Origin of the sequence: Microbacterium sp. MMO-35, from assembly GCF_037147555.1 — a bacterium.
Classification (GTDB): domain Bacteria; phylum Actinomycetota; class Actinomycetes; order Actinomycetales; family Microbacteriaceae; genus Microbacterium.
On the sequence record NZ_JBBCVH010000016.1, the window covers coordinates 1 to 20623 of the forward strand.

Annotated in this window: 21 protein-coding genes and 3 tRNA genes; 17 read left to right on the forward strand and 7 right to left on the reverse strand. The window is 71.6% G+C overall.

Annotated elements, in window-relative coordinates:
• Positions 1-4 precede the first annotated feature (4 nt).
• Positions 5-163, forward strand: a complete 159-nt coding sequence (locus WFJ01_RS19105) for a DUF3263 domain-containing protein (RefSeq protein ID WP_442928071.1) — start codon at positions 5-7, stop codon at positions 161-163.
• A 151-nt stretch (positions 164-314) separates the two neighbouring features.
• On the opposite strand, the gene WFJ01_RS18500 is transcribed toward WFJ01_RS19105, so the two are convergent.
• The 3 genes from WFJ01_RS18500 to WFJ01_RS18510 form a co-directional block, all read right to left on the reverse strand.
• Positions 315-387, reverse strand: a tRNA-Phe gene (locus WFJ01_RS18500).
• 78 nt (positions 388-465) lie between these two features.
• A tRNA-Asp gene (locus WFJ01_RS18505) sits at positions 466-539 on the reverse strand.
• 27 nt (positions 540-566) lie between these two features.
• Positions 567-639: transfer RNA gene (locus tag WFJ01_RS18510), tRNA-Glu, on the reverse strand.
• Positions 640-896: 257 nt separating this feature from the next.
• On the opposite strand from WFJ01_RS18510, the gene WFJ01_RS18515 reads away from it, so the two are divergent.
• Positions 897-2282 (forward strand): M23 family metallopeptidase, encoded by a 1386-nt coding sequence (locus tag WFJ01_RS18515; protein ID WP_292886663.1) that lies wholly within the window; start codon positions 897-899, stop codon positions 2280-2282.
• 87 nt (positions 2283-2369) lie between these two features.
• Here the strand turns inward: WFJ01_RS18515 and ppa are convergent, their stop codons facing one another.
• The gene (ppa, locus tag WFJ01_RS18520; protein ID WP_045248825.1) at positions 2370-2861 is read right to left on the reverse strand and encodes an inorganic diphosphatase; all 492 of its coding nucleotides are present in this window, start codon (positions 2859-2861) and stop codon (positions 2370-2372) included.
• 84 nt (positions 2862-2945) lie between these two features.
• Here ppa and tilS point away from each other — a divergent pair, with 84 nt between their 5' ends.
• Positions 2946-3935 (forward strand): tRNA lysidine(34) synthetase TilS, encoded by a 990-nt coding sequence (gene tilS, locus WFJ01_RS18525; RefSeq protein ID WP_336629960.1) that lies wholly within the window; start codon positions 2946-2948, stop codon positions 3933-3935.
• A 133-nt stretch (positions 3936-4068) separates the two neighbouring features.
• On the opposite strand, the gene WFJ01_RS18530 is transcribed toward tilS, so the two are convergent.
• The gene (locus WFJ01_RS18530) at positions 4069-4671 is read right to left on the reverse strand and encodes a DUF937 domain-containing protein (RefSeq protein ID WP_336629961.1); all 603 of its coding nucleotides are present in this window, start codon (positions 4669-4671) and stop codon (positions 4069-4071) included.
• Between the two features lie 120 nt (positions 4672-4791).
• Between WFJ01_RS18530 and hpt the strand changes: the two genes are divergently transcribed.
• The 11 genes from hpt (at position 4792) to lysS (ending at position 15600) form a co-directional block, all read left to right on the forward strand.
• Entirely contained in the window at positions 4792-5343 is a 552-nt protein-coding gene (gene hpt, locus WFJ01_RS18535; RefSeq protein ID WP_251439247.1) for a hypoxanthine phosphoribosyltransferase, read from the forward strand.
• A gap of 126 nt (positions 5344-5469) precedes the next feature.
• Positions 5470-7470 (forward strand): ATP-dependent zinc metalloprotease FtsH, encoded by a 2001-nt coding sequence (ftsH, locus tag WFJ01_RS18540; protein WP_251439246.1) that lies wholly within the window; start codon positions 5470-5472, stop codon positions 7468-7470.
• A 3-nt stretch (positions 7471-7473) separates the two neighbouring features.
• The gene (folE, locus tag WFJ01_RS18545) at positions 7474-8085 is read left to right on the forward strand and encodes a GTP cyclohydrolase I (RefSeq protein ID WP_251439244.1); all 612 of its coding nucleotides are present in this window, start codon (positions 7474-7476) and stop codon (positions 8083-8085) included.
• Entirely contained in the window at positions 8082-8873 is a 792-nt protein-coding gene (folP, locus tag WFJ01_RS18550; protein WP_336629962.1) for a dihydropteroate synthase, read from the forward strand. Before folE ends, folP begins: the two co-directional genes overlap by 4 nt.
• A gap of 284 nt (positions 8874-9157) precedes the next feature.
• Complete coding sequence (gene folB / locus WFJ01_RS18555) at positions 9158-9559, forward strand: dihydroneopterin aldolase (RefSeq protein ID WP_336629963.1); 402 nt, start codon at positions 9158-9160, stop codon at positions 9557-9559.
• Positions 9556-10113 (forward strand): 2-amino-4-hydroxy-6-hydroxymethyldihydropteridine diphosphokinase, encoded by a 558-nt coding sequence (folK, locus tag WFJ01_RS18560; RefSeq protein ID WP_292886644.1) that lies wholly within the window; start codon positions 9556-9558, stop codon positions 10111-10113. The genes folB and folK overlap by 4 nt, the downstream gene beginning before the upstream one ends.
• Positions 10110-10622 carry a DUF3180 domain-containing protein gene (locus WFJ01_RS18565; protein ID WP_336629964.1) on the forward strand — a complete coding sequence of 171 codons (513 nt, stop codon included), beginning with the start codon at positions 10110-10112 and terminating at the stop codon, positions 10620-10622. Before folK ends, WFJ01_RS18565 begins: the two co-directional genes overlap by 4 nt.
• Positions 10623-10737: 115 nt before the next feature.
• Positions 10738-11241: a PH domain-containing protein gene (locus WFJ01_RS18570; protein WP_442928072.1), complete on the forward strand. Its 504-nt coding sequence runs from the start codon at positions 10738-10740 to the stop codon at positions 11239-11241.
• Positions 11238-13109 (forward strand): PH domain-containing protein, encoded by a 1872-nt coding sequence (locus WFJ01_RS18575; RefSeq protein WP_336629966.1) that lies wholly within the window; start codon positions 11238-11240, stop codon positions 13107-13109. Before WFJ01_RS18570 ends, WFJ01_RS18575 begins: the two co-directional genes overlap by 4 nt.
• The gene (locus WFJ01_RS18580) at positions 13106-13792 is read left to right on the forward strand and encodes a DUF2520 domain-containing protein (protein WP_336629967.1); all 687 of its coding nucleotides are present in this window, start codon (positions 13106-13108) and stop codon (positions 13790-13792) included. Before WFJ01_RS18575 ends, WFJ01_RS18580 begins: the two co-directional genes overlap by 4 nt.
• A gap of 272 nt (positions 13793-14064) precedes the next feature.
• Positions 14065-15600, forward strand: a complete 1536-nt coding sequence (gene lysS / locus WFJ01_RS18585; RefSeq protein WP_336629968.1) for a lysine--tRNA ligase — start codon at positions 14065-14067, stop codon at positions 15598-15600.
• A gap of 47 nt (positions 15601-15647) precedes the next feature.
• Here the strand turns inward: lysS and WFJ01_RS18590 are convergent, their stop codons facing one another.
• Positions 15648-16781 (reverse strand): DUF4192 family protein, encoded by a 1134-nt coding sequence (locus tag WFJ01_RS18590; RefSeq protein WP_336629969.1) that lies wholly within the window; start codon positions 16779-16781, stop codon positions 15648-15650.
• A gap of 191 nt (positions 16782-16972) precedes the next feature.
• Here WFJ01_RS18590 and WFJ01_RS18595 point away from each other — a divergent pair, with 191 nt between their 5' ends.
• The 3 genes from WFJ01_RS18595 (at position 16973) to WFJ01_RS18605 (ending at position 19562) form a co-directional block, all read left to right on the forward strand.
• Positions 16973-17149, forward strand: coding sequence for a hypothetical protein (locus WFJ01_RS18595; protein ID WP_251439226.1), 177 nt, complete (start codon positions 16973-16975; stop codon positions 17147-17149).
• A 147-nt stretch (positions 17150-17296) separates the two neighbouring features.
• A complete protein-coding gene (gene cls / locus WFJ01_RS18600) occupies positions 17297-18757 on the forward strand; it encodes a cardiolipin synthase (protein ID WP_336629970.1) in 1461 nt (486 codons plus the stop codon).
• Positions 18758-18854: 97 nt separating this feature from the next.
• Positions 18855-19562, forward strand: coding sequence for a hypothetical protein (locus WFJ01_RS18605; RefSeq protein ID WP_336629971.1), 708 nt, complete (start codon positions 18855-18857; stop codon positions 19560-19562).
• A gap of 30 nt (positions 19563-19592) precedes the next feature.
• Here the strand turns inward: WFJ01_RS18605 and WFJ01_RS18610 are convergent, their stop codons facing one another.
• Positions 19593-20588: a diacylglycerol/lipid kinase family protein gene (locus WFJ01_RS18610; RefSeq protein WP_295034155.1), complete on the reverse strand. Its 996-nt coding sequence runs from the start codon at positions 20586-20588 to the stop codon at positions 19593-19595.
• Between the last annotated feature and the right edge of the window lie 35 nt (positions 20589-20623).

Below are 20623 nucleotides of genomic sequence, written 5' to 3' on the forward strand. Positions count from 1 at the left end.
CCGCATCCGCAACGAACTCGGGATGACACCCGCCCGGTACATCACTCTTCTACTACGGGCCGCCGAATCGGTCGAGGGGATGACAGCAGACCCGATCACGGCGCGTCGAGTTCGCCAGCCGGGGCGTCACGAGCGCTCAGCAAACTCTCAGATATTTGTCTAATGGAGGCCTGGGGCACCAATCCGGCCTCACCGGGGGAGACCGCGGCTCGGACTAAGGACGCAGATGGACGCGCGACCTGAGCGACTAGAATCCCCATATGACCTGGGAAAAGCGAAACCCCCGCGATGTAGAAGCTACGCGGGGGTTTCAGTGGCTCCGACCGGCATCGATCCGGTGACCTTTCGATTTTCAGTCGAACGCTCTACCAACTGAGCTACAGAGCCGCACAGGACGGAAGGTGGAAGCTTCTGACCTGCGTCCTAGACGAAAGGCCTTTCCGAAGAAAGGCCCGTCGCTTGGAGCGACCCTGACGGGACTTGAACCCGCGACCTCCGCCGTGACAGGGCGGCACGCTAACCAACTGCGCTACAGGGCCAGAACTATGAAATTGTATCGGAAAGAGTGACCCCAACGGGATTCGAACCCGTGCTACCGCCGTGAAAGGGCGGCGTCCTAGGCCACTAAACGATGGGGCCGGAGGCGAACCTCTGGGGTTCCCTTGCCGACGCTCAAGCATAAGGGGTTTGTGCGGCAAAACGCCAATCGAGGGCGCGTCCCGCTGGATCCCGGGCGTGTCCAGGGAGAGGATGAAGGGTGGTCCCGTTCCGAACCCGGGGACATGACCAGCACGCGAAGATCCGAAGAATTCCCGATCCCGAGCCGGATCCGCAGTGTTGCGTGCGGGGCCGATGTTGCTAGTGTGACATGAGTGAAACCGGCGAAAGGGAGCCGCGTGAACCATCCGAACAGCAGAGACGTCCGCCGTGACCCGGGCCGGACGTCCGTCGTTCCGCGCCCCGGTGCCGTGCCTCGTGCGCGACGGGGCGGGATCGCTCTGAGCATCGCCACCGTCGGCGCGCTGATCCTCGGCCTCTTCCTCGGCGCCCCTGCGGCGTACGCCGACGACTACCCCAGTTGGGATGACGTCCAGGCGGCCAAGGCGAACGAGGACGCGGCCGCGAACGAGGTGACGCGCATCCAGGGGCTCATCGCCTCTCTCACCCAGAACGTCGCGACGACGAAGGCCGCCGCGGAAGCCGCCGGCACCGAGGCGTTCGCCGCCCAGCAGGCGGCGAACGCACAGGCGCGCCGCACCGACGACCTGCAGGCGCAGGCGGACTCGCAGAAGAAGGCCGCCGACGACGCGGCGAGCAAGGCGGGTCAGATCGCGGCGCAGCTCTCCCGCGACGGCGGCGACACCACCGCACTGCAGTTGTTCTTCTCGGCCTCCACGGCCAACAAGGACGAGCTGCTGCAGCGTCTGGGGCAGATGGACCGCGTGCTCTCCGGCACCCAGGCCATCTACGACAAGGCGCTCGAGGCGAAGAACACCGCACAGTCGCTGACCGACCAGGCCACGGCGGCGCGCACCGAACGCGACCGTTTGAACAAGGTCGCCCAGGACAAGCTGGCCGCCGCGCAGACCGCTGCGGCCGCGGCCGCAGCGGCGCTCGCGGATCAGCAGACCCACCTCGGCGTGCTGCAGGCCCAGCTGGCCGCGCTGCAGGACACCACGGCCAAGACGGTCGCCGGCTACCAGGCGGGCGAGGCCGCACGCGCCGCTGCGGAGGCGGCGGCGGAGGCGCAGCGTCAGGCCGCGGCCGAGGCCGCACGCCAGGCCGCGAACAACGGCGGTGGCGGCGGTGGCGGTGGCGGTGGCGACTCCGGCGGCGGATCCTGGACCGGCAGCGGCGGATGGGTGCGCCCGTTCGGCGGCTACCAGTCGTCCGGCTACGGCCCGCGCGTGCCCGACTGCGATGCCTGGGGATGCTCGTCCAGCTTCCATGAGGGCGTCGACCTCGCCGACGGCAGCTGCGGTTCGCCGATCTACGCGGCCCACTCCGGCACCGTGACGATGGCGTGGTACTACGGCGGCTACGGCAACTACATCCGCATCGAGAACAACGACGGCACGGGCATCGGCACCGGCTACGGTCACATCGAGTACGGCGGGTTCAACGTCTCTCCCGGTCAGTGGGTCAATGCCGGCCAGGTGATCGCCTACGCGGGCAACACCGGCGGATCCTTCGGGTGCCACCTGCACTTCGAGGTCTACCAGGACGACTACCCGATCAACCCGATCAACTTCATGGAGAACCGCGGCGTGTACATGGGCTGATCCGCCGGATCCTCATGCAGAAGACCCCCGGCCGCGGAAGCGGACCGGGGGTCTTCTGCATGACGGCCGCGGTGCGCGGCCGACGGCTCAGTGGCCGTCGTTCTTGAAGCGCTCGATCGCCTCGTCGAGGATGCGCTGCGCCTCGGCGGCATCGCCCCATGCGTCGACCTTGACCCACTTGTTGGGCTCGAGGTCCTTGTAGTGCTCGAAGAAGTGCGCGATCTCCTTCTTCGTGTATTCGGCCAGGTCGTCGACGTCCTGGATGTGCGACCAGCGCGGGTCCTTGCTCAGCACGGCCACGAGCTTGTCGTCGCCGCCGGCCTCGTCGCTCATCTTGAGCACGGCGACCGGGCGCACGTTCACGACGACGCCGGGGAAGATCGCCTGGTCGAGCAGCACCAGCACGTCCAGCGGATCGCCGTCCTCGCCGAGGGTGTTGTCGAAGTAGCCGTAGTCGGCGGGGTAGCCGAAGGTCGTGTAGAGCACGCGGTCGAGGTGCACTCGTCCGGTCTCGTGGTCGACCTCGTACTTCACGCGGCTGCCGCGCGGGATCTCGATGACGGCGTCGTGTGCGCCCATGCGTGTGCTCCTCAGAAAAGACGGTTGGATGCCGCGCACCAGCCTACTTCGCGCAAATCCCCTTCGCGTGGCTACCGTGGGAAGGTGCCGTCACTGAACCCCGCCGTCGCCGAGATCCGCCGAGCCGTGCGCACCGCGCTCGGCGCCCTGCCCGTGCCGCCGTCCTCCGTCGTGGTCGCGCTCTCCGGGGGCGCCGACTCCCTCGCCCTCGCCGCGGCGACCGCGTTCGAGGCGCGCGCCGCAGGGATCGCCGTGCTCAGCGTCACCGTGGACCACGGCCTGCAGGAGGACTCCGCCCGGATCGCCGCCGATGCCGCGGCCGCTGCGGCGACGCTCGGCATCGGGGCCCGGGTGCGACGCGTCGATGTGGTCGCCACGGGGGAGGGCCCCGAGGCCGATGCCCGTGCCGCGCGCTACTCCGCACTGCGCGAGGTCGCCCGGGCCGAGGGGGCGCCGGTGCTGCTGGGGCACACGCTCGACGACCAGGCCGAGACGGTGCTGCTGGGGCTCGCCCGTGGATCCGGGTCCGGCAGTCTGCAGGGCATGGCGCCGGTGCGCACCGACGACGACGGCACGACCTGGATCCGCCCGCTGCTGGCGGTGCGCCGCGAGACGACCCGGGCCGCCTGCGCCGCCGAAGGGCTCGTGCCGTGGGACGATCCGCACAACGTCGATCCCCGCTATGCGCGCGTGCGGGTGCGCGAACGGGTGCTGCCCGTGCTCGAGGCCGAGCTCGGTCCGGGCGTCGCCGAGGCGCTCGCCCGCACGGCGGAGCAGCTGCGCGAGGACGCGGAGGCGTTCGACGAGATGATCCACGAGACGATCGAGGACATCGTCGAGCATGCCGAGGCCGGCATCTCGGTGAGCGCCCCGGCGCTGTCCGCGAATCCGGCGGCCCTGCGCAACCGCATCATCCGACTCGTGGTGCAGAGCGAGTTCGGCGTCGGCCTCACCCGCACCCAGACCGTCGAGGTGGCGCGGCTCGTCACCGACTGGTCGGGGCAGGGCCCCATCGACCTTCCGGGCTGCACGGCCGCACGCGTCGGCGGCAGGATCGTCTTCGCGGCCCGCTGACCGGCGGGCGGGAGTCGCCCGGCCTGAGCTGAGCCCCGGGGAGGATCCGGGCCCACGGCCGGATCCTCCCCGGGACAGCAGGAACGCGGCCCCCGAAGGAGCCGCGTTCCCGGACCGACGTGCGCCGGCCTCGTTACTTCTTGCCGCCGAGCAGTCCGCCGATCAGGCCGCCGATGTCGATGCCGCCGCCACCGCTCGAGCCGGATCCGCCGCCGCCGAGCAGGCCGCCGAGGCCGCCCAGGATGTCGCCGAGGCCGCCGCCGCCGGTGCCGGCCGCCTGGCCCTGCTGCTGGCCGCCACCGAGCAGGCCGCCGAGGATGTCGCCGAGGCCTCCGCCTCCGCCCGTGGAGCCCTTCTGGCCGTTGGCGATGAGGCCCATGACGATCGGCGCGAGGATCGGCAGCAGCTTGCCGAAGTCGATGCCGGCCGTCTTCTGGTCGTTCGTCAGCGTCTGCGCGACCTGATCGGCGTTGCCGCCGAACACGTGCGACACGATCTTCTCGCCGTCCGCCTCGTCGACGTCGTCGAGCGACGACGCACCGGAGAACCCGTCGTGCTTGGCGAGGGCCGCCTCGATCGCCGCGGATCCCTCGGGGGTCTCGGCGTTCTTGGCGAGGCCGCCGATCAGGGCGGCGCCGCCTTCCTGCACCGCCTGCCGGGCGACGTCCTCGCTGACGCCGAGCTTCTGTGCGATGTCGCCGATCGGAACCTGCTTGAGGATCTCGTCGATGTCCATGGGACTCCTTCCGTCCGCGGCGGAGGCTCGGTTCCCCCAAGCGCCACCCCGCCTCATCGCTCACAGTAGCGCTCCGGAGGTTGCCGCGGGAGAACGGATCCGGTCGCGTAAAATCGATCCATGCGCGCTGCGGACATGCCCGACGACCTGACCGAGATCCTCGTCACCGAGGAGGAGATCCGCGCCAAGCTCGACGAGCTCGCCGCGAGGGTCGCCGAGGACTACGCGGGCAAGGATCTGCTGCTGATCGGCGTGCTCAAGGGCGCGGTCATGGTCATGGCCGATTTCGCGCGGGCGCTGCCGTTCTCGGCGCCGATGGACTGGATGGCCGTGTCCAGCTACGGCGCGAGCACGAAGTCGAGCGGCGTCGTGCAGATCCGCAAGGATCTCGACACCGATCTGCACGGCAAGCACGTGCTCATCGTCGAGGACATCATCGACTCCGGCCTCACGCTGAGCTGGCTGCTGGAGAACTTCGCCTCCCGCGGCGCCGAGTCGATCGAGGTGCTGGCGCTGCTGCGCAAGCCCGAGGCCGCCAAGGTCCAGATCGACTGCAAGTACGTCGGCTTCGACATCCCGACGGAGTTCGTCGTCGGCTACGGGCTGGACTACGCGGAGCGCTACCGCAACCTGCGCGACGTCGCGGTGCTGGCCCCGCACGTGTACGCCTGACCGGGCGCCGCGCGGCGCGGAGCGGCGGCGTCCGGAGCGGATCCCGCCGCGGACCCCGGGTTCCCGGTACGCCGTGGGCGAATCCCCAGGAGGGGCCAAGGCCGGTCGCGCTACGCTGATCGGATCATGGATGTCAAGAAGATCACGCGCAATCCGCTCCTCTACGTGGGGCTGATCGGTCTGCTTCTGATCGGCGGGTTCATGCTGATCACCAACCTCGGATCCACCGCGCAGGTCTCGACCCAGGAGGGTCTCGACCTGCTCAAGGGCGGCACCGTCACCAAGGTGGTCAACACCGACGGCGACCAGCGCGTGGACATGACGCTCTCCAAGCCCTACAAGGGATCCGAGAACGTGCAGTTCTACTACGTCCAGGCGCGCGCCGCCGACGTGGTCACGGCGATCGATTCCGCCGCCCCCAAGGACGGGTTCAACGACACCGTGCCCCGGGCCAGCTGGTTCGACACGATCCTCTCGTTCCTCATCCCCGTGCTCCTGCTCGGCCTGCTCTTCTGGTGGCTGCTGTCGAGCGCCCAGGGCGGCAACAGCAAGATCATGCAGTTCGGCAAGTCGCGCGCGAAGCTCGTCAGCAAGGAGAACCCGACGGTCACCTTCGCCGACGTCGCGGGCGCCGACGAGGCCATCGAGGAGCTCCACGAGATCAAGGAGTTCCTGCAGGACCCGGGCAAGTTCCAGGCGATCGGCGCGCGGATCCCGAAGGGCGTGCTGCTGTACGGCCCTCCCGGAACCGGCAAGACCCTGCTCGCCCGTGCGGTCGCCGGCGAGGCGGGCGCCCCGTTCTACTCGATCTCCGGATCCGACTTCGTCGAGATGTTCGTCGGCGTGGGCGCCTCGCGCGTGCGCGACCTGTTCACGCAGGCGAAGGAGAACGCCCCCGCGATCATCTTCATCGACGAGATCGACGCCGTCGGCCGGCACCGCGGTGCGGGCCTCGGCGGCGGCAACGACGAGCGCGAGCAGACGCTCAACCAGATGCTCGTCGAGATGGACGGCTTCGACCCGAACGCGAACGTCATCGTGATCGCGGCGACCAACCGTCCCGACATCCTCGACCCCGCGCTCCTCCGCCCGGGCCGGTTCGACCGGCAGATCGGCGTGGACGCCCCCGACCTCAAGGGCCGCCAGCACATCCTCGAGGTGCACGCGAAGGGCAAGCCGCTCGCCAACGGCGTCGACCTCGAGGTCGTCGCCCGCAAGACTCCCGGTTTCACCGGCGCGGACCTGGCCAACGTGCTCAACGAGGCGGCTCTGCTGACCGCGCGCTCCAACGCGCAGCTCATCGACAACCGGGCCCTCGACGAGGCGATCGACCGCGTCATCGCCGGACCGCAGCGCCGCACCCGCGTGATGAAGGACAAGGAGAAGCTCATCACGGCGTACCACGAGGGCGGTCACGCGCTCGCGGCGGCGGCGATGAACTACACCGACCCGGTCACCAAGATCACGATCCTGCCGCGTGGCAAGGCTCTCGGCTACACGATGGTGCTGCCGCTGGACGACAAGTACTCAGTCACCCGCAACGAGCTTCAGGACCAGCTGACCTACGCGATGGGCGGTCGCGTCGCCGAGGAGATCGTGTTCCACGACCCCACCACCGGCGCCTCGAACGACATCGAGAAGGCGACCTCGATCGCCCGCAAGATGGTGCTCGAATACGGCATGACCACCCAGCTCGGCCCGGTCAAGCTCGGCTCGGAGGGCGGGGAGCCCTTCGCCGGCCGTGACATGGGCCGGGGCCGCGAGTACTCCGAGACCATCGCCGAGCGGGTCGACACGCAGGTGCGCGCGCTCATCGAGCAGGCGCACAACGAGGCGTACGAGGTGCTCAGCGCCAACCGCGACATCCTCGACCGGCTCGCCCGCGAGCTGCTCGAGAAGGAGACACTGGACCACAACCAGATCGCGGACATCTTCACCGAGGTGCGCAAGCTCCCGGAGCGCCCGCAGTGGCTGTCGAGCGAAGACCGCCCGGTCTCGCTGCTGCCCCCGATCGAGATGCCGCAGCGCGGCGTCGAGACCGGTGTCGCGGCCAACGAGGCGGCTCCGGCCGCCCCGGCGCGCAAGCCGGCCGCGGGCGGCGGGAAGCCGCGCCCCGCGACGGCCTGAGCGATGACCGTCGACCGGGAGCGCGTCGCCGCACTCACCCGTGAACTCCTGCTCGCGATCGGCGAGGATCCGGAGCGCCCGGGCCTGAAGCAGACGCCGCAGCGGATGGCCGACCTCTATGCGGAGTTCTTCGCCGGCGTCGGCGAGGACCCTGGAGCCCCGCTCGCGCACACGATCAGCGTCTCGCACGGCCCCGCGCCGGACACGCTGCCCTCCGGCGCCGTGCTGCTGCGGGGGATCCGGTTCCGCTCGGTGTGCGAGCACCATCTGCTGCCGTTCGCGGGGCACGCGCACATCGCGTACCTGCCGGGGGAGCAGGTCGTCGGGCTCGGCGCCCTGGTGAAGGTCGTGGAGATCCTCGCGTCCCGCCCGCAGGTGCAGGAGCGGCTCGGAGAACAGGTCGCCGACGCGATCGCCGCGCACCTCGACGCGCGGGGGGTGCTCGTGGTCATGGACGCGGTGCACGGCTGCGTGACCATGCGCGGCGCGCGGCAGACCGAGGCGTCGACGCTGACCATCGCGGCGCGCGGCGCCTATGCGGATCCAGTCGCGCGCGCCGAGCTCATCGCGCTGATCGGCGCGGGCCCCTCGACGGGGTCGGGGACCGCGGCGTGACCGCGGTCTGGGGGATCGTCAACGCCACGCCCGATTCGTTCAGCGACGGCGGGCGGTACGCCGACGCGGAGAGCGCCGTCGCGCACGGACTGCTGCTGCGCGCGCAGGGCGCCGACGTGCTCGACATCGGCGGGGAGTCGACCCGGCCCGGAGCCGAGCGGGTGTCCGTCGCCGAGGAGCAGCGCCGCGTGCTGCCGGTCATCGAGCGTCTCGCCGCGGAGGGCATCCCGGTGAGCGTCGACACCCTCAACGCATCCACGGCGCTCGCGGCCGTGCAGGCCGGGGCGCGGATCGTGAACGACGTGTCGGGCGGCCTCGCGGATCCGGAGATGCTCGCCGCGGTCGCCGAATCGGGCGCCGACATCGCGCTCGGGCACTGGCGCGGGCCGTCCTCGGACATGTACGCCCGTGCGGAGTACGGGCGCGTCGGACGCGAGGTGGCCGGCGAGCTGCGCGAGCGCGTGGCCGCCGCGGCCGCTGCGGGGATCGCCCCGTCGCGGATCATCGTGGATCCCGGTGTCGGCTTCGCCAAGACGGCCGGGCAGAACTGGGACCTGCTGCGCGAGCTCTCCGACGTCGTTGCCCTCGGGCCGCGCGTGCTCGTGGGAACGTCGCGCAAGCGCTTCCTCGCCGACGCCCTCGGCGCCGATGCCGACGAGGCGCGCAAGGACCTGGCGACCGCCGTGACGAGCGCGCTCGCCGCACGGGCGGGGGTGTGGGCCGTGCGGGTGCACGACGTCGCCGCGACGCGCGACGCCCTCGCCGTGCTCGGCGCCTGGGACGGCTGAGGGCGCGCCGCGCCGCGGCCGCGCCGCGCCGCCCGACGCCGCGCCGCGCCGGACGGGCGCCGGACGCCGGTCTCGCCGGGTTGCGGGCCGTTGTGCAGGGAGGCCGAGCCGTTGTGCAGGGTGTCGGGCGCCCGCCGCCGACTGGTGGGCCGGAATTCCGCGGCTGATGGGGCGACGGGACGTGACCCTGCGGGCGGTGACCCTGCAGAACGCCGGGGGTCCCTGCACAACGGCCGCGGTTGTGGACAGCGGCGTTGACGCGGCCTCCGCCGTAGGCTGGGGGCATGGAACTCCTCGACGGCATCACGCTCACCGGACTGACCGTGTTCGGCCGGCACGGCGTCTACGAGCACGAGCGCGAGAACGGCCAGGACTTCGTGGTGGATCTGCGGCTGCACCTCGCGCTGCGCGCCGCTGCCGCGAGCGACGACGTGGCGGACACCGTGCACTACGGCGAGCTCGCGGAGCGCGTCGCGGCGATCGTCGCCGGAGAGCCGGTCAACCTGCTGGAGACCCTCGCGGTGCGGATCGCCGACGCCGTGCTGGAGGACAAGCGCGTGAAGATCGTCGAGGTCACCGTGCACAAGCCGCAGGCGCCGATCCCGCTGACGTTCGGGGACGTGTCGATCACCGTGCAGCGGGTGCAGCACGGACACGAGCAGCGGCCTGTGACGGGGGCGGCATGACGCCCCCGAGCCGCCCGATCCCGCCCGTTCCGCGCGGGCGACGGCTGCCCGCTCTCGATCCTCGTCCGGAGGACGAGCCGGTCGAGGCGGTCGTCGCGCTCGGCTCGAACCTCGGAGACACCTCGGCCACGATCGACGATGCCGTGCGCGCGATCCGCCGGCTGCCCCTCGTCGACGAGGTGCGCGTCTCGCGGACCTTCACGACGGTCGCGCTGCGTCCGGACGGCCCGGATCCGGATGCCCCGGAGTTCGCCAATGCCGTCGCCATCGTCACCACCCGTCTCGCGCCGCAGGTGCTGCTCGGCATGCTGCACGCGATCGAGGAGGAGCACGGGCGCGTCCGGGCCGAGCGCTGGGGCGACCGCACCCTCGACCTCGACCTCATCGCGTACGGCGACATGCGCAGCGATGATCCCCACCTGCTCCTGCCGCATCCGCGTGCCTTCGAGCGCGCCTTCGTGCTGGAGCCGTGGCTCGAGGTGGATCCGGATGCGGTGCTGCCGGGCCGCGGCCCGGTAGCCGATCTGCTGGCCGGACTCGAGGACGGCGCATGAGGCGCATCTCTCCGGTGCTGCTGCTCGTGCTGGCGCTCGCCGGCGCAGCGACGGGATTCCTCGTCGACCACGCGCTGACGACGGCGGGTCGGGCGACGTTCACGCCGTCGATCGTGCTGCCGATCTTCCTCGTGCTGCTGGCGGCCGCCGTGCTCGCCCTCGCCTGGCCGATCCGGCGCAGCACCCGCACCGCCGCGCGAGCCAGGGTCGACCCCTTCCGCGCCGTGCGGATCGCGATGCTGGCCCGTGCGTCGAGCCTGGTGGGCGCGGTCATCACCGGATTCGGCATCGGGCTCGGCGCCTATCTGCTCTCCCGACCGATCGCGCCGCCGCTAGGCTCGATCATCGCGACCGCTCTCGCGGCGCTCGTGCTCACGGTCGCCGCGGTGATCGCCGAGAGCTTCTGCCTGCTGCCCGGAGATGGGCCCCCCGACCCCGACGGCCAGAACGGGCCGCGCCTGGAGGACGACGATGACGATTCCCGAGCCTCCGCAGACCCCGGGCACTGATCCCGTCGCGCCGCCGACCAGGGCGCAGGCGCGCGCCCGGTCCGCGAGCAACGCTCCCGCTGGGCACTCCGCACCCGCCTCGGCGCCCGCGCTCGATGAAGGGACCTATCCGGCGCTGCGCACTCCGACGGGTCGCGGAGCGCTGGCGCTCGACGGATCCTGGCACCAGATCTCGCCCAAGTACGTGATCGCCGAAGTGCTGCTGCGGCTGATCCTGCTCGTCGTGATCGCGGTCGGCGCGTATGCGGCGACGACCCTTCTCGCTCAGCCGTGGCCGTGGGCCTGGACGGTCGCCGGTGTGATCGCGGTCTGGGTCGTGGTCGAGCTCGTGATCCTGCCGCGGCAGGCCAGGGCCATCGGGTACATGCTGCGCGCCGACGACATCGTGTTCCGGCGCGGGATCCTCTGGCAGCGGATGATCGCGGTTCCCTACGGCCGGATGCAGCTCGTGGACATCACCCGGGGCCCGGTCGACCGGGCGTTCGGGATCGCCAAGCTCAAGCTCGTCACCGCCGCGGCGACCACCGGCGTGGAGATCCCCGGGATGACGGAGGACGCCGCGGAGGCCCTGCGCGACACGCTCATCGACGTCGCCGAGATGCGCCGGACGGGCCTGTGAGCACGCCGCAGCAACCGCAGGGGCCGTTCGGCGCACCGCCGATCCCCCCGCAGGCCCCGGGGCAGGCGCGTCCTGCCGTGACGACGCTCGCCGACGGCGAGTGGCATCGGATGCATCCGCTCACCCCGCTCATGAAGGGCGGGCTGGTGCTGGTGATCGTGCTCGGGTATCTGATCGCGAACCTGCGGGAGCGGATCCTGGAGTGGTTCATCTCGCTGGTCACCCCCGCGCACGTCCCCGCGTTCGGCGGGGATCCCGTCGACTGGGTGGTCGACAACAACCTCGTGATCGTGGTGCTGCTGGGGGTCGTCGGGCTCGCCGTGCTGCTGGTGGCGCTGTTCTGGCTGATGTGGCGCTTCCACCAGTTCCGCATCACCGACGCGCACGTCGAGGTGCGCAAGGGCGTGATCTTCCGCTCGCATCGGCGTGCCCCGCTCGATCGCGTGCAGGGCGTGAACCTGACCCGGCCGTTCCCCGCACGCCTGATCGGGCTCGCGAAGCTCGAGGTCGACGGCGCCGGCAACGACGCGAACGTGCCCCTGGAGTACCTGTCGACGGCGAAGGCGGAGTCGGTGCGCGCCGACATCCTCCGCCTCGCCTCGGGAGCGCGTCACGCACGCGAGGCGACGCGGGGCGCCGCCGACCCCGCCGCGGCCCGCACGATGCGCGCCCAGCTCGCCGCCTCGATGGACGCCGGGGTCACGGGGCTCATCGCGGGCGTCGACCTCGACGACATCGCGCCGGAGCATGTGCTGCGGATCCCCGCCGGGCGTCTCGTGGGATCGCACATCCTCTCCGGCCTGGTCTGGCTGGCCCTGTTCGGAGCGATCTTCGTGTGCGCCATGATCGGCACGCTCCCGGCGGTGCTGTCCGAGGTCGGTCCGGCGGGTGGAGCGATCGCCGCGGGCATCGCGCTCGCGATGGGCATCCCCCTGCTGCTCGCGGCCATCGCGGTCACCTGGAGCAGGATCGCGCGAGCGCTGCGCTACTCCATCGCGCCGACCCCCGACGGTGTGCGGATCACGTTCGGCCTGTTCACGACGGTGACCGAGACGATCCCGCCGGGACGGATCTTCGCTGTCGAGGTGATGCAGCCCCTGCTGTGGCGCCCGTTCGGCTGGTGGTCGGTGCGGATCAACCGGATGAGCGGCAAGACCGCCTCCCAGCAGCAGTCCAGCCAGGCGCAGCAGTTCAACATCGTGCTGCCGGTCGGCGTCCGCGCCGATGTCGAGCGGGTGCTGGGGCTGATCCTTCCCGACGTGCCCGCCGACGTGCTGCCGCTGATCTGGGAGCAGGGCGTGCTCGGCCCCGTCGCCGGCGACCCGTACGCCACGATCCCGCCGCGGGCGTGGTGGCGTCGGCCGCTGTCCTGGCGCCGGCACGGTGCGGCGCTCACCGACTTCGCCCTGCTGCTGCGACGGGGGCGGATCTGGCGCCAGCTGGCCGTCTTCCCCCTCGCGCGTCTGCAGGGATTCTCCCTGCACCAGGGGCCGATCGATCGCGTCCAGCGCGTCGCGAAGGCTCAGGCGCACTCCGCCCTCGGCCCGGTGCGCGGCGGTGTGTCCGGTCTCGACGCCGAGGTGCTGCTCGGCATGCTGAACACCCTGTCGACTTCGGCCGCGAGGGCCGCCGCCGAAGACCGCGCGCACCGCTGGGCGGAGGAGCGCGAGGCGGTCCCCGGCGCGGTTCCCGGGGTCCTGGTTCCCGGCGCGATCCCTGCGGTCCCCCTGTCCGGCGCGGACCCTGCTACCGGCGCACCCTCCCCGAGCCCCCTGGCGCCGGTCCCCGGCGCGCACCCCGCGGTCCCGCCGACCGACGGGCACGGCCTGCCGGACGCACTCGGCGGCACGGCGGAGAGCACGTCATGACCCGCGCGGGGCGCCTCACCATCGGCATCATCGGGGCGGGCCACGTGGGACCGGTGATCGGCGCCGCGCTCGCCGGCGTCGGCCACGCCGTCATCGGCATCACGGCGGGATCCGATCCCGACCGCGCGGCCGCCGTGCTCCCCGGGGTCGCGGTGATGGCGGCTCCCGAGGTCGTCGCCGCGGCGCAGCTCGTGGTGCTCGCGGTGCCGCACGACCAGCTGCCCGGTCTGGTCGCGGGTCTCGCCGAGGTCGGCGCCTGGCAGCCGGGGCAGCTCGTGCTGCACACGGATCCCGCCTTCGGCACGGACGTCCTGGAACCCGCGGTGCGCAGCGGGGCCATTCCGCTCGCCGTGCATCCGGCCATCTCGTTCACCGGAACGACGCTCGACCTGCGACAGCTGAACGCGTCGTATGCGGCGGTGACCGCGCCCGCGATGGTGCTGCCGATCGCGCAGGCGCTCGCCGTCGAACTGGGCTGCGAGCCCGTGGTGATCGATGAGGCGGACCGGCCGGCGTACGCCGAGGCGATCGCCACGGCGTCCGAGTTCGCGCGCTCCATCGTGGGTCAGGCGACGGGCATCCTGCGCGGCATCGGCGTGGAGAATCCCGGCGGCTACCTCTCTGCGCTCGTCTCGTCGACCTTCGACCGGGCCCTGCGCGAGGCGTCGACCGGCCTCTCCTGACCGCGAGACCGAACCTGCGTCGCGAGACCGAGCGACTTTCCCTGGGTCTCGCGATGCGGTTTCGGTCTCGCGGCGGTCGCAGGGCGGGAGGGAGCCGGTCGCGCGGTGGGCGCGGGGCGGAAGGGAGCCGGTCGCGCGGCGGGCGCGGGGCGGGAGGGAGCCGGCCGCGAGGCGGTCGCGCGGCGGGAGGGAGTCGGTCGCGCGGCCGGCGCGCAGCGGGACCCGAGGCGGGCGCCGGTAGACTTGACGCCGACTTCCGAGGAGCCCCACCCATGACTGACGCGCCGGCGCCGACCCCCGATAGCAGCGACCCCGCGGCAGGCGCCGCGGAGGACACCTTCGAGCAGCGGGCGGTGCGTCTGGCCAAGCGCGAGCGGCTGATCGCCGACCGCGCGGATGCCGCCGGGGGTGCGTTCCCCGTGGCCGTGCCGGTCACGCACACGATCCCCCAGCTGCGCGCCGAGTACGGCGAGCTCGAGCCGGGCGCCGAGACGGGCGTGCTCGTCGGCGTGGCCGGGCGCGTGGTGTTCAGCCGCAACACGGGCAAGCTCTGCTTCGCCTCGCTGCAGGCCGGCGACGGATCCCGGATCCAGGCGATGATCTCGCTCGCCAACGTGGGGGAGGAGTCGCTCGCGCGCTGGAAGGAGCTCGTCGACCTCGGCGACCACGTGTTCGTGCACGGCGAGGTGATCTCGAGCCGCCGCGGCGAGCTGTCGATCATGGCCGACGACTGGGCGATCGCGTCGAAGGCGATCCTGCCGCTCCCCAACGCCTACGGCGAGCTCAGCGAGGAGGGCCGCGTGCGCAGCCGCTTCCTCGACCTCATCCTGCGCGATCAGGCCCGCAGCACCGTGCGCGCCCGTGCGGCGGTCAACGCGAGCCTGCGCCAGACGTTCACGGACCACGGCTTCCTCGAGGTGGAGACCCCGATGCTGCAGGTGCAGCACGGCGGTGCCTCCGCGCGCCCGTTCATCACGCACTCGAACGCCTTCGACACCGAGCTCTATCTGCGCATCGCACCGGAGCTGTACCTGAAGCGCGCCGTCGTCGGCGGCATCGAGCGGGTGTACGAGATCAACCGCAACTTCCGCAACGAGGGCGCCGACTCCACCCACAGCCCCGAGTTCGCGATGCTCGAGGCCTACCAGGCCTACTCCGACTACAACGGCATCGCCGACCTCACCCAGGAGCTGATCCAGAACGCCGCGATCGCGGTGGCCGGATCCACCCTGGTCACCTGGGCGGACGGCACCGAGTACGACCTCGGCGGCCAGTGGGACCGTATCTCGATGTACGACTCCCTCTCCGAGGCGGCGGGGCGCACGTTCACCCCGTCCGACCCGGTCGCCGAGCTCGTCGCGTTCGCCGAGGCGAACGGCGTCGAGGTGCCGCCGCATGCGACCCACGGCAAGCTCATCGAAGAGCTCTGGGAGCACTACGTCAAGGGCGGGCTGGAGCGGCCGACCTTCGTCATGGACTTCCCCGTCGACACCTCCCCGCTGGTGCGCGAGCACCGCTCGATCCCGGGCGTCGTGGAGAAGTGGGATCTGTACGTGCGCGGCTTCGAGCTGGCTACGGGATACTCCGAGCTCATCGATCCGGTCATCCAGCGTGAGCGCTTCGTCGAGCAGGCCAAGCTCGCGGCCGGCGGCGACCTCGAGGCCATGCGCGTGGACGAGGAGTTCCTGCGCGCCCTCGAGCACGGCATGCCGCCCACGGGCGGAATGGGCATGGGGATCGACCGCCTGCTCATGGCGGTCACCGGACTCGGGATCCGCGAGACGATCCTGTTCCCGCTCGTGAAGTGACCCCTTCCCGTCTCTGAGGTGACGCGATCCGTCGCGGCCCCCGCCTGTCAGGGAACCGCGACGCCGAACGCCCAGTCCGGCAGCATGCCGGACTCCACCAGGGTGCGCAGCAGCCGCGCGAAGCTGAGGTCGGGATCGGCCTCCTGCGCCTGGTCCAGGTAGCGCGCGGCGTGCGTCGAGCGTCCGAGCGCCCAGGAGAGCCAGGCCGCGGCCGCGAGCGGCCCGCCTCGGGCCTGCCGCGGCGCGAGCGCGATCGTGCGGCGCAGGAGCGCGAGCGCCACGCCCAGCCGGTCGGGGTCGGGGCGCGGGCCGAGCCCGATCAGGATGCCCCCGACATCGGCCGGCACCTCTTTCCCGGTCGCGCTGTGGTCGAGCTGCGCGGCCAGTGCCCGGTCGCCCTGATCGATGCTGCTCGCCCACTGGACGAGGGCGACGTCGCGCAGGATGGGACGGTTGAGCACCCACACGAGCGCCGCGGTCGCGAACGGCGACGCCGTCTCGGGCGCGTCGAGCACCTCGTCGAGGAACGACGGCAGGTCGTCGAGCAGGAGAGCGGTCTCGTGCGCGCGCGGGTCGATGCGGACGGCCCCGGTCGGAGCGCTGCGGTTCGGTCCGGCGGGGCCCAGCACGCGTTCCAGGGCGAGCAGGGCGCGTCCCACGTACTCCGCCGCGAACAGGCCGGGTCGGAGGAGCTCCATGCCGCTGAACTGGTCCGGCGCGGGACCGGCGAACCCGGGCACGAGCGGCGGAGCGGGCAGGTCGGACAGCGGATGCGGCGGAGCCTCCCGGTCCCGGTAGTCCGACCAGGACTCGGCGCCGACGTGCAGCGCCTCGATGATGTGCAGTCCGGCCGCCTGCCCGTGCCGGAGGAGCGCCTCGACCAGGGCGGACGCGGGCCGTGCGTCGCTGGTCGCCGCATCCTCCGCGTCGGCGTAGACCGCGACCGCGAGACCGTCCGCCCCGGCGACGCGGAGCACGAGCCTCATCGCGGCCGAGGCGAACTCCTCCGGCGACGGCCGCGTCGGGTCCGCCGCATCCGGAAGGTCGAAGCGGAGTGCGCCCGCGGTGCGCGAGCGGCGGAAGGGCAGCAGCACCACGGAGTCGCGCGGGGTGAAGCCGGTGAGCACGGGGATGGCGGCGAGCAGCTCGGGGGCGCCTGCGGCATGGACGATCGTTGTCATGGATCCAGGATCGGCACCCGGCAGGATCCGATTCCGCGCCAGGAACGGAACGGGGGGCAACTCGTCGAAGATCCCGATTGTGCGGACCGGAGGGTCCCGGCGTGCGGCGATCCGCTCCCGCGACGCGGGGGAGGGCGTGCGGGCGATCCGCTCCCAGCCGGCGCACCAGCCCTCGCAGGTAGGATCGAAGCATGGACGATTTCTGGGTGGCCGCCGCGTGGTCGGTGATTCCCACCATCGTCGTCTGCGTCGTGTTCTGGTTCGTGCTGCGCGGGATCCTGCGCTTCGACCGCACCGAGCGGCAGACCCACGCGCGCATCGAGGCCGAGGAGCGCGCCGCACGGGGCCTTCCTCCCCGCTCCTCCTGACGCGCTGACGCCGCGGCCGCACCCCGTGGAGGGCGTGCGCGTCCGGTCCGCTGCGGAGCGATCCGCCTCCCCGGGGTTGTCCGTCCCAGCCGCTACTGTGGGACGAAGTCGCCGATCGGCGGCGCACCCCGGCTCAGGAGTACGTGCATGACGCCCGATGCGTGGCCCTGGTGGATCGTCGCCTTCGGTGTCGCGGTCGACGTCACGATCCGCGTGATCGCGATCATCGTCGTGCCCCGCAACCGCCGTCCCACCGCCGCGACCGCCTGGCTCCTCGCGATCTACTTCATCCCCTACATCGGCGTGCTGCTGTTCCTGCTGATCGGGAACCCGCGGCTGCCTCGCGCGCGGCGCAAGAAGCAGGAGCTCATCAACGAGACCATCGCCGAGGTCACCAAGGACCTGCATCTCGGCACGCCTCGGCCCGGTACGCCCGAGTGGCTGAGGTCGCTCATCGGGATGAACCAGCGCCTCGGCGCGCTGCCGCTCTCCGGCGACAACGGCGCGCATCTCATCTCCGACTATCAGGCCTCGCTCGACGCCATGGCCGACGCGATCCGGACCGCGCAGCAATACGTCCACGTGGAGTTCTACATCCTGCAGTCGGATGCCGCGACCGACAACTTCTTCCGCGCGATGGAGGAGACGGCCGCCCGCGGGGTTCCCGTGCGCGTGCTCCTGGACCACTGGGCCAACCGGTGGAAGCCGCGCTACAAGCAGACCATCCGCCGGCTGGACGCGATGGGCGCCGACTGGCATCTGATGCTGCCGGTGCAGCCGCTCAAGGGACGCACTCAGCGACCCGACCTGCGCAATCACCGCAAGCTCCTCGTCGTGGACAGCGAGGTCGCCTTCCTGGGGTCGCAGAACGTCACCGACTCGACCTACAACCTGCCCAAGAACATCAAGCGCGGGCTGCACTGGGTCGACCTCATGGTGCGCGTCGACGGACCGGTCGTCGCGAGCGTGAACGCCGTGTTCCTGTCCGACTGGTACAGCGAGACCGACGACGTGCCGGAGTCGGTCGACTTCGTCGCGACGCACAACGGCTCCGGCGATCTGGACTGCCAGATCGTGCCGTCCGGTCCCGGATTCGAGGCCGAGAACAACCTGCGCCTGTTCCTCGGGCTGCTCTACGCCGCCAAGCGCAAGATCATGATCGTCAGCCCCTACTTCGTACCGGACGAGGCGCTGCTGCTCGCGGTGTCCACCGCCTGCGACCGGGGCCTCCAGGTCGAACTGTTCGTCTCCGAGGAGGGCGACCAGGCGGTCGTCTACCACGCGCAGCGCAGCTACTACGAGGCGCTGCTGCGGGCCGGTGTGCGGATCTGGATGTACCGCAAGCCGTACATCCTGCACACCAAGAGCCTGACGATCGACGACGATGTCGCGGTCATCGGATCCAGCAACATGGACATGCGCTCCTTCGGTCTCAACCTGGAGATCTCGATGCTCGTGCGCGGCGAGGAGTTCGTCCAGGAGGTGCGCGCGGTGGAGGATCGCTACCGGGAGCTGAGCCGAGAGCTCACCCTCGAGGAGTGGCTGCAGCAGCCGCTGCGCTCCACGGTGCTGGACAACCTCGCCCGCCTCACATCGTCGCTGCAGTAGCCCTCGGATCCGCGGGCCGGTCGCCGATCGCCTCCGTGCACGAGCCGTTGCACGCAGGGGCATGGCCCGCACACGTCCGCCTGGATAGCATGTGGCCATGAGGATCCGCACCGGCCTGACCATCGCGGCGCTCGCCGCGTCGCTGACGATCGCACTGTCGGGCTGTGCGCAGCTCGAGCCGGTGGGCAGCCCGATCCCCACCGCTGAGCCGACGTCGGCTCCGGAGCCGTCCACGGACCCCGCGGCCGCGTGGCTGGACGGCGGCCGCGGCATCGGCCTGGTCACGTTCGGGTCCTCGTCGCTCGCGTGCACGCCGGTCGCGGAGGACGTCACCGCCGACGGACAGGCCATCACCGTGACCCTCGCGGAGCCGGATGCGAAAGCGGTCTGCACCGCTGACTTCACCGCGCGCGGAACCTACATCGCCGTCCCCGAGTCCGTGGATCCCAAGGCGGACGTCACGGTGTCGTTCCGGGGGACCGGGTTCCAGGGGCTCGTGCCGCTCAGCGGCGGCGGGACGCTCAGCCCGGTCGCCGACGGCAAGCCCAGTGCCGGCTGGTTCTCGTCGACCGGGATCTTGCTGCTGACCTGGGGTTCGTCGACCTGTCGTCCGATCGTGTCCGATCTCGCCGAGGAGGCGTCCGGCGCGACCGTGACCTTCGCCTCCGATGCCAAGCAGGCCTGCACGATGGACTTCGTCCCGCGCGTCACCGTCCTCGAGGTGAAGGCGCCGGCCGATCCGTCCGCCTACACGCTGACGCTCAAGGGCGGAGGCCTGGACGGGGAGGTGCCGGTCGCGGGCTGACCGCCCGCGTCCTTCAGGGCGGCGGCCCGGTCAGGCCGGGCTGATCACGTGCCCGGCGGGCACCGCGACCAGCAGCGCTCCCGGGTCGATGCGGCAGCGGATCCGCACGGCCTCCCCGAACTCGTCGCCATCCAGCTCGACGGGCGCGGGATCGGTGGTCGCGGCCTCGGCATCGCGCCCGCGGAGGTAGCGGATCGAGTTGCCGGACCCGGTGAGCTCGATGACCCGCCGGCCCGCCTTGCTGCGCCGCAGCACGGAGTTCTGCCACCACACGGTGCGCCAAACCGCGATCCAGCCGAACGGGCCCCGCGCCTGGATCACCGCGACGTCGAGATCCCCGTCGGTGATCGACGCGTCCGGGATGAGCGCGATGCCCGCGGGCAGCGCGCCGCAGTTGGCGAAGAGCATGCTGTGCACCTTGACCGAGTGCAGCTTGAGGTCCTCGACCGCGTACATGATGCGGAAGGGCTTCGCCCCGGGCAGGGAGCGCGCCGCGCCGTCGACGTAGGCGACCCAGCCCACCGACTTCTTCAGCCCTGGCCGGGTGTTCGCGATCATGTGGGCGTCGAGGCCGATGCCGGCGAGCACGACGAACCCGTGCTCCTGCACGTCTCCGTCCTGCCGGGTCAGCTCTGCCCAGCCGATGTCGACCGGATGCCGGTCGCCGTGGAACACGGCATCGATGGCCGCGGCGGGGGCGTCCAGCGCAAGGCCCAGGTTGCGGGCGAGCAGGTTGCCGGTGCCGCTGGGCACGATCGCCAGGGGCACCCCGGTTCCCGACATCGCCTCCGAGACGGCGCGCACGGTGCCGTCGCCGCCGGCCACGAGCACGGCCGCGACCCCGCGGTCGAGTGCGGTCCGGGTCGCGCGCTGACCCGGATCCTCGACCGAGGTCTCGATGATGACGGGCTCGTCCCAGCCGGCCTGGGCCGACAGCGATCGCAGCAGCCCGACCAGCCGCGGGGCGTCGGCCTTCACCGGGTTGACGACGAGTGCGGCGCGCGGGCGTCCGGCCTCGTCAGTCATGCGCTCAGCCTAGTCCGCGGCCCAGGAGGCACCGT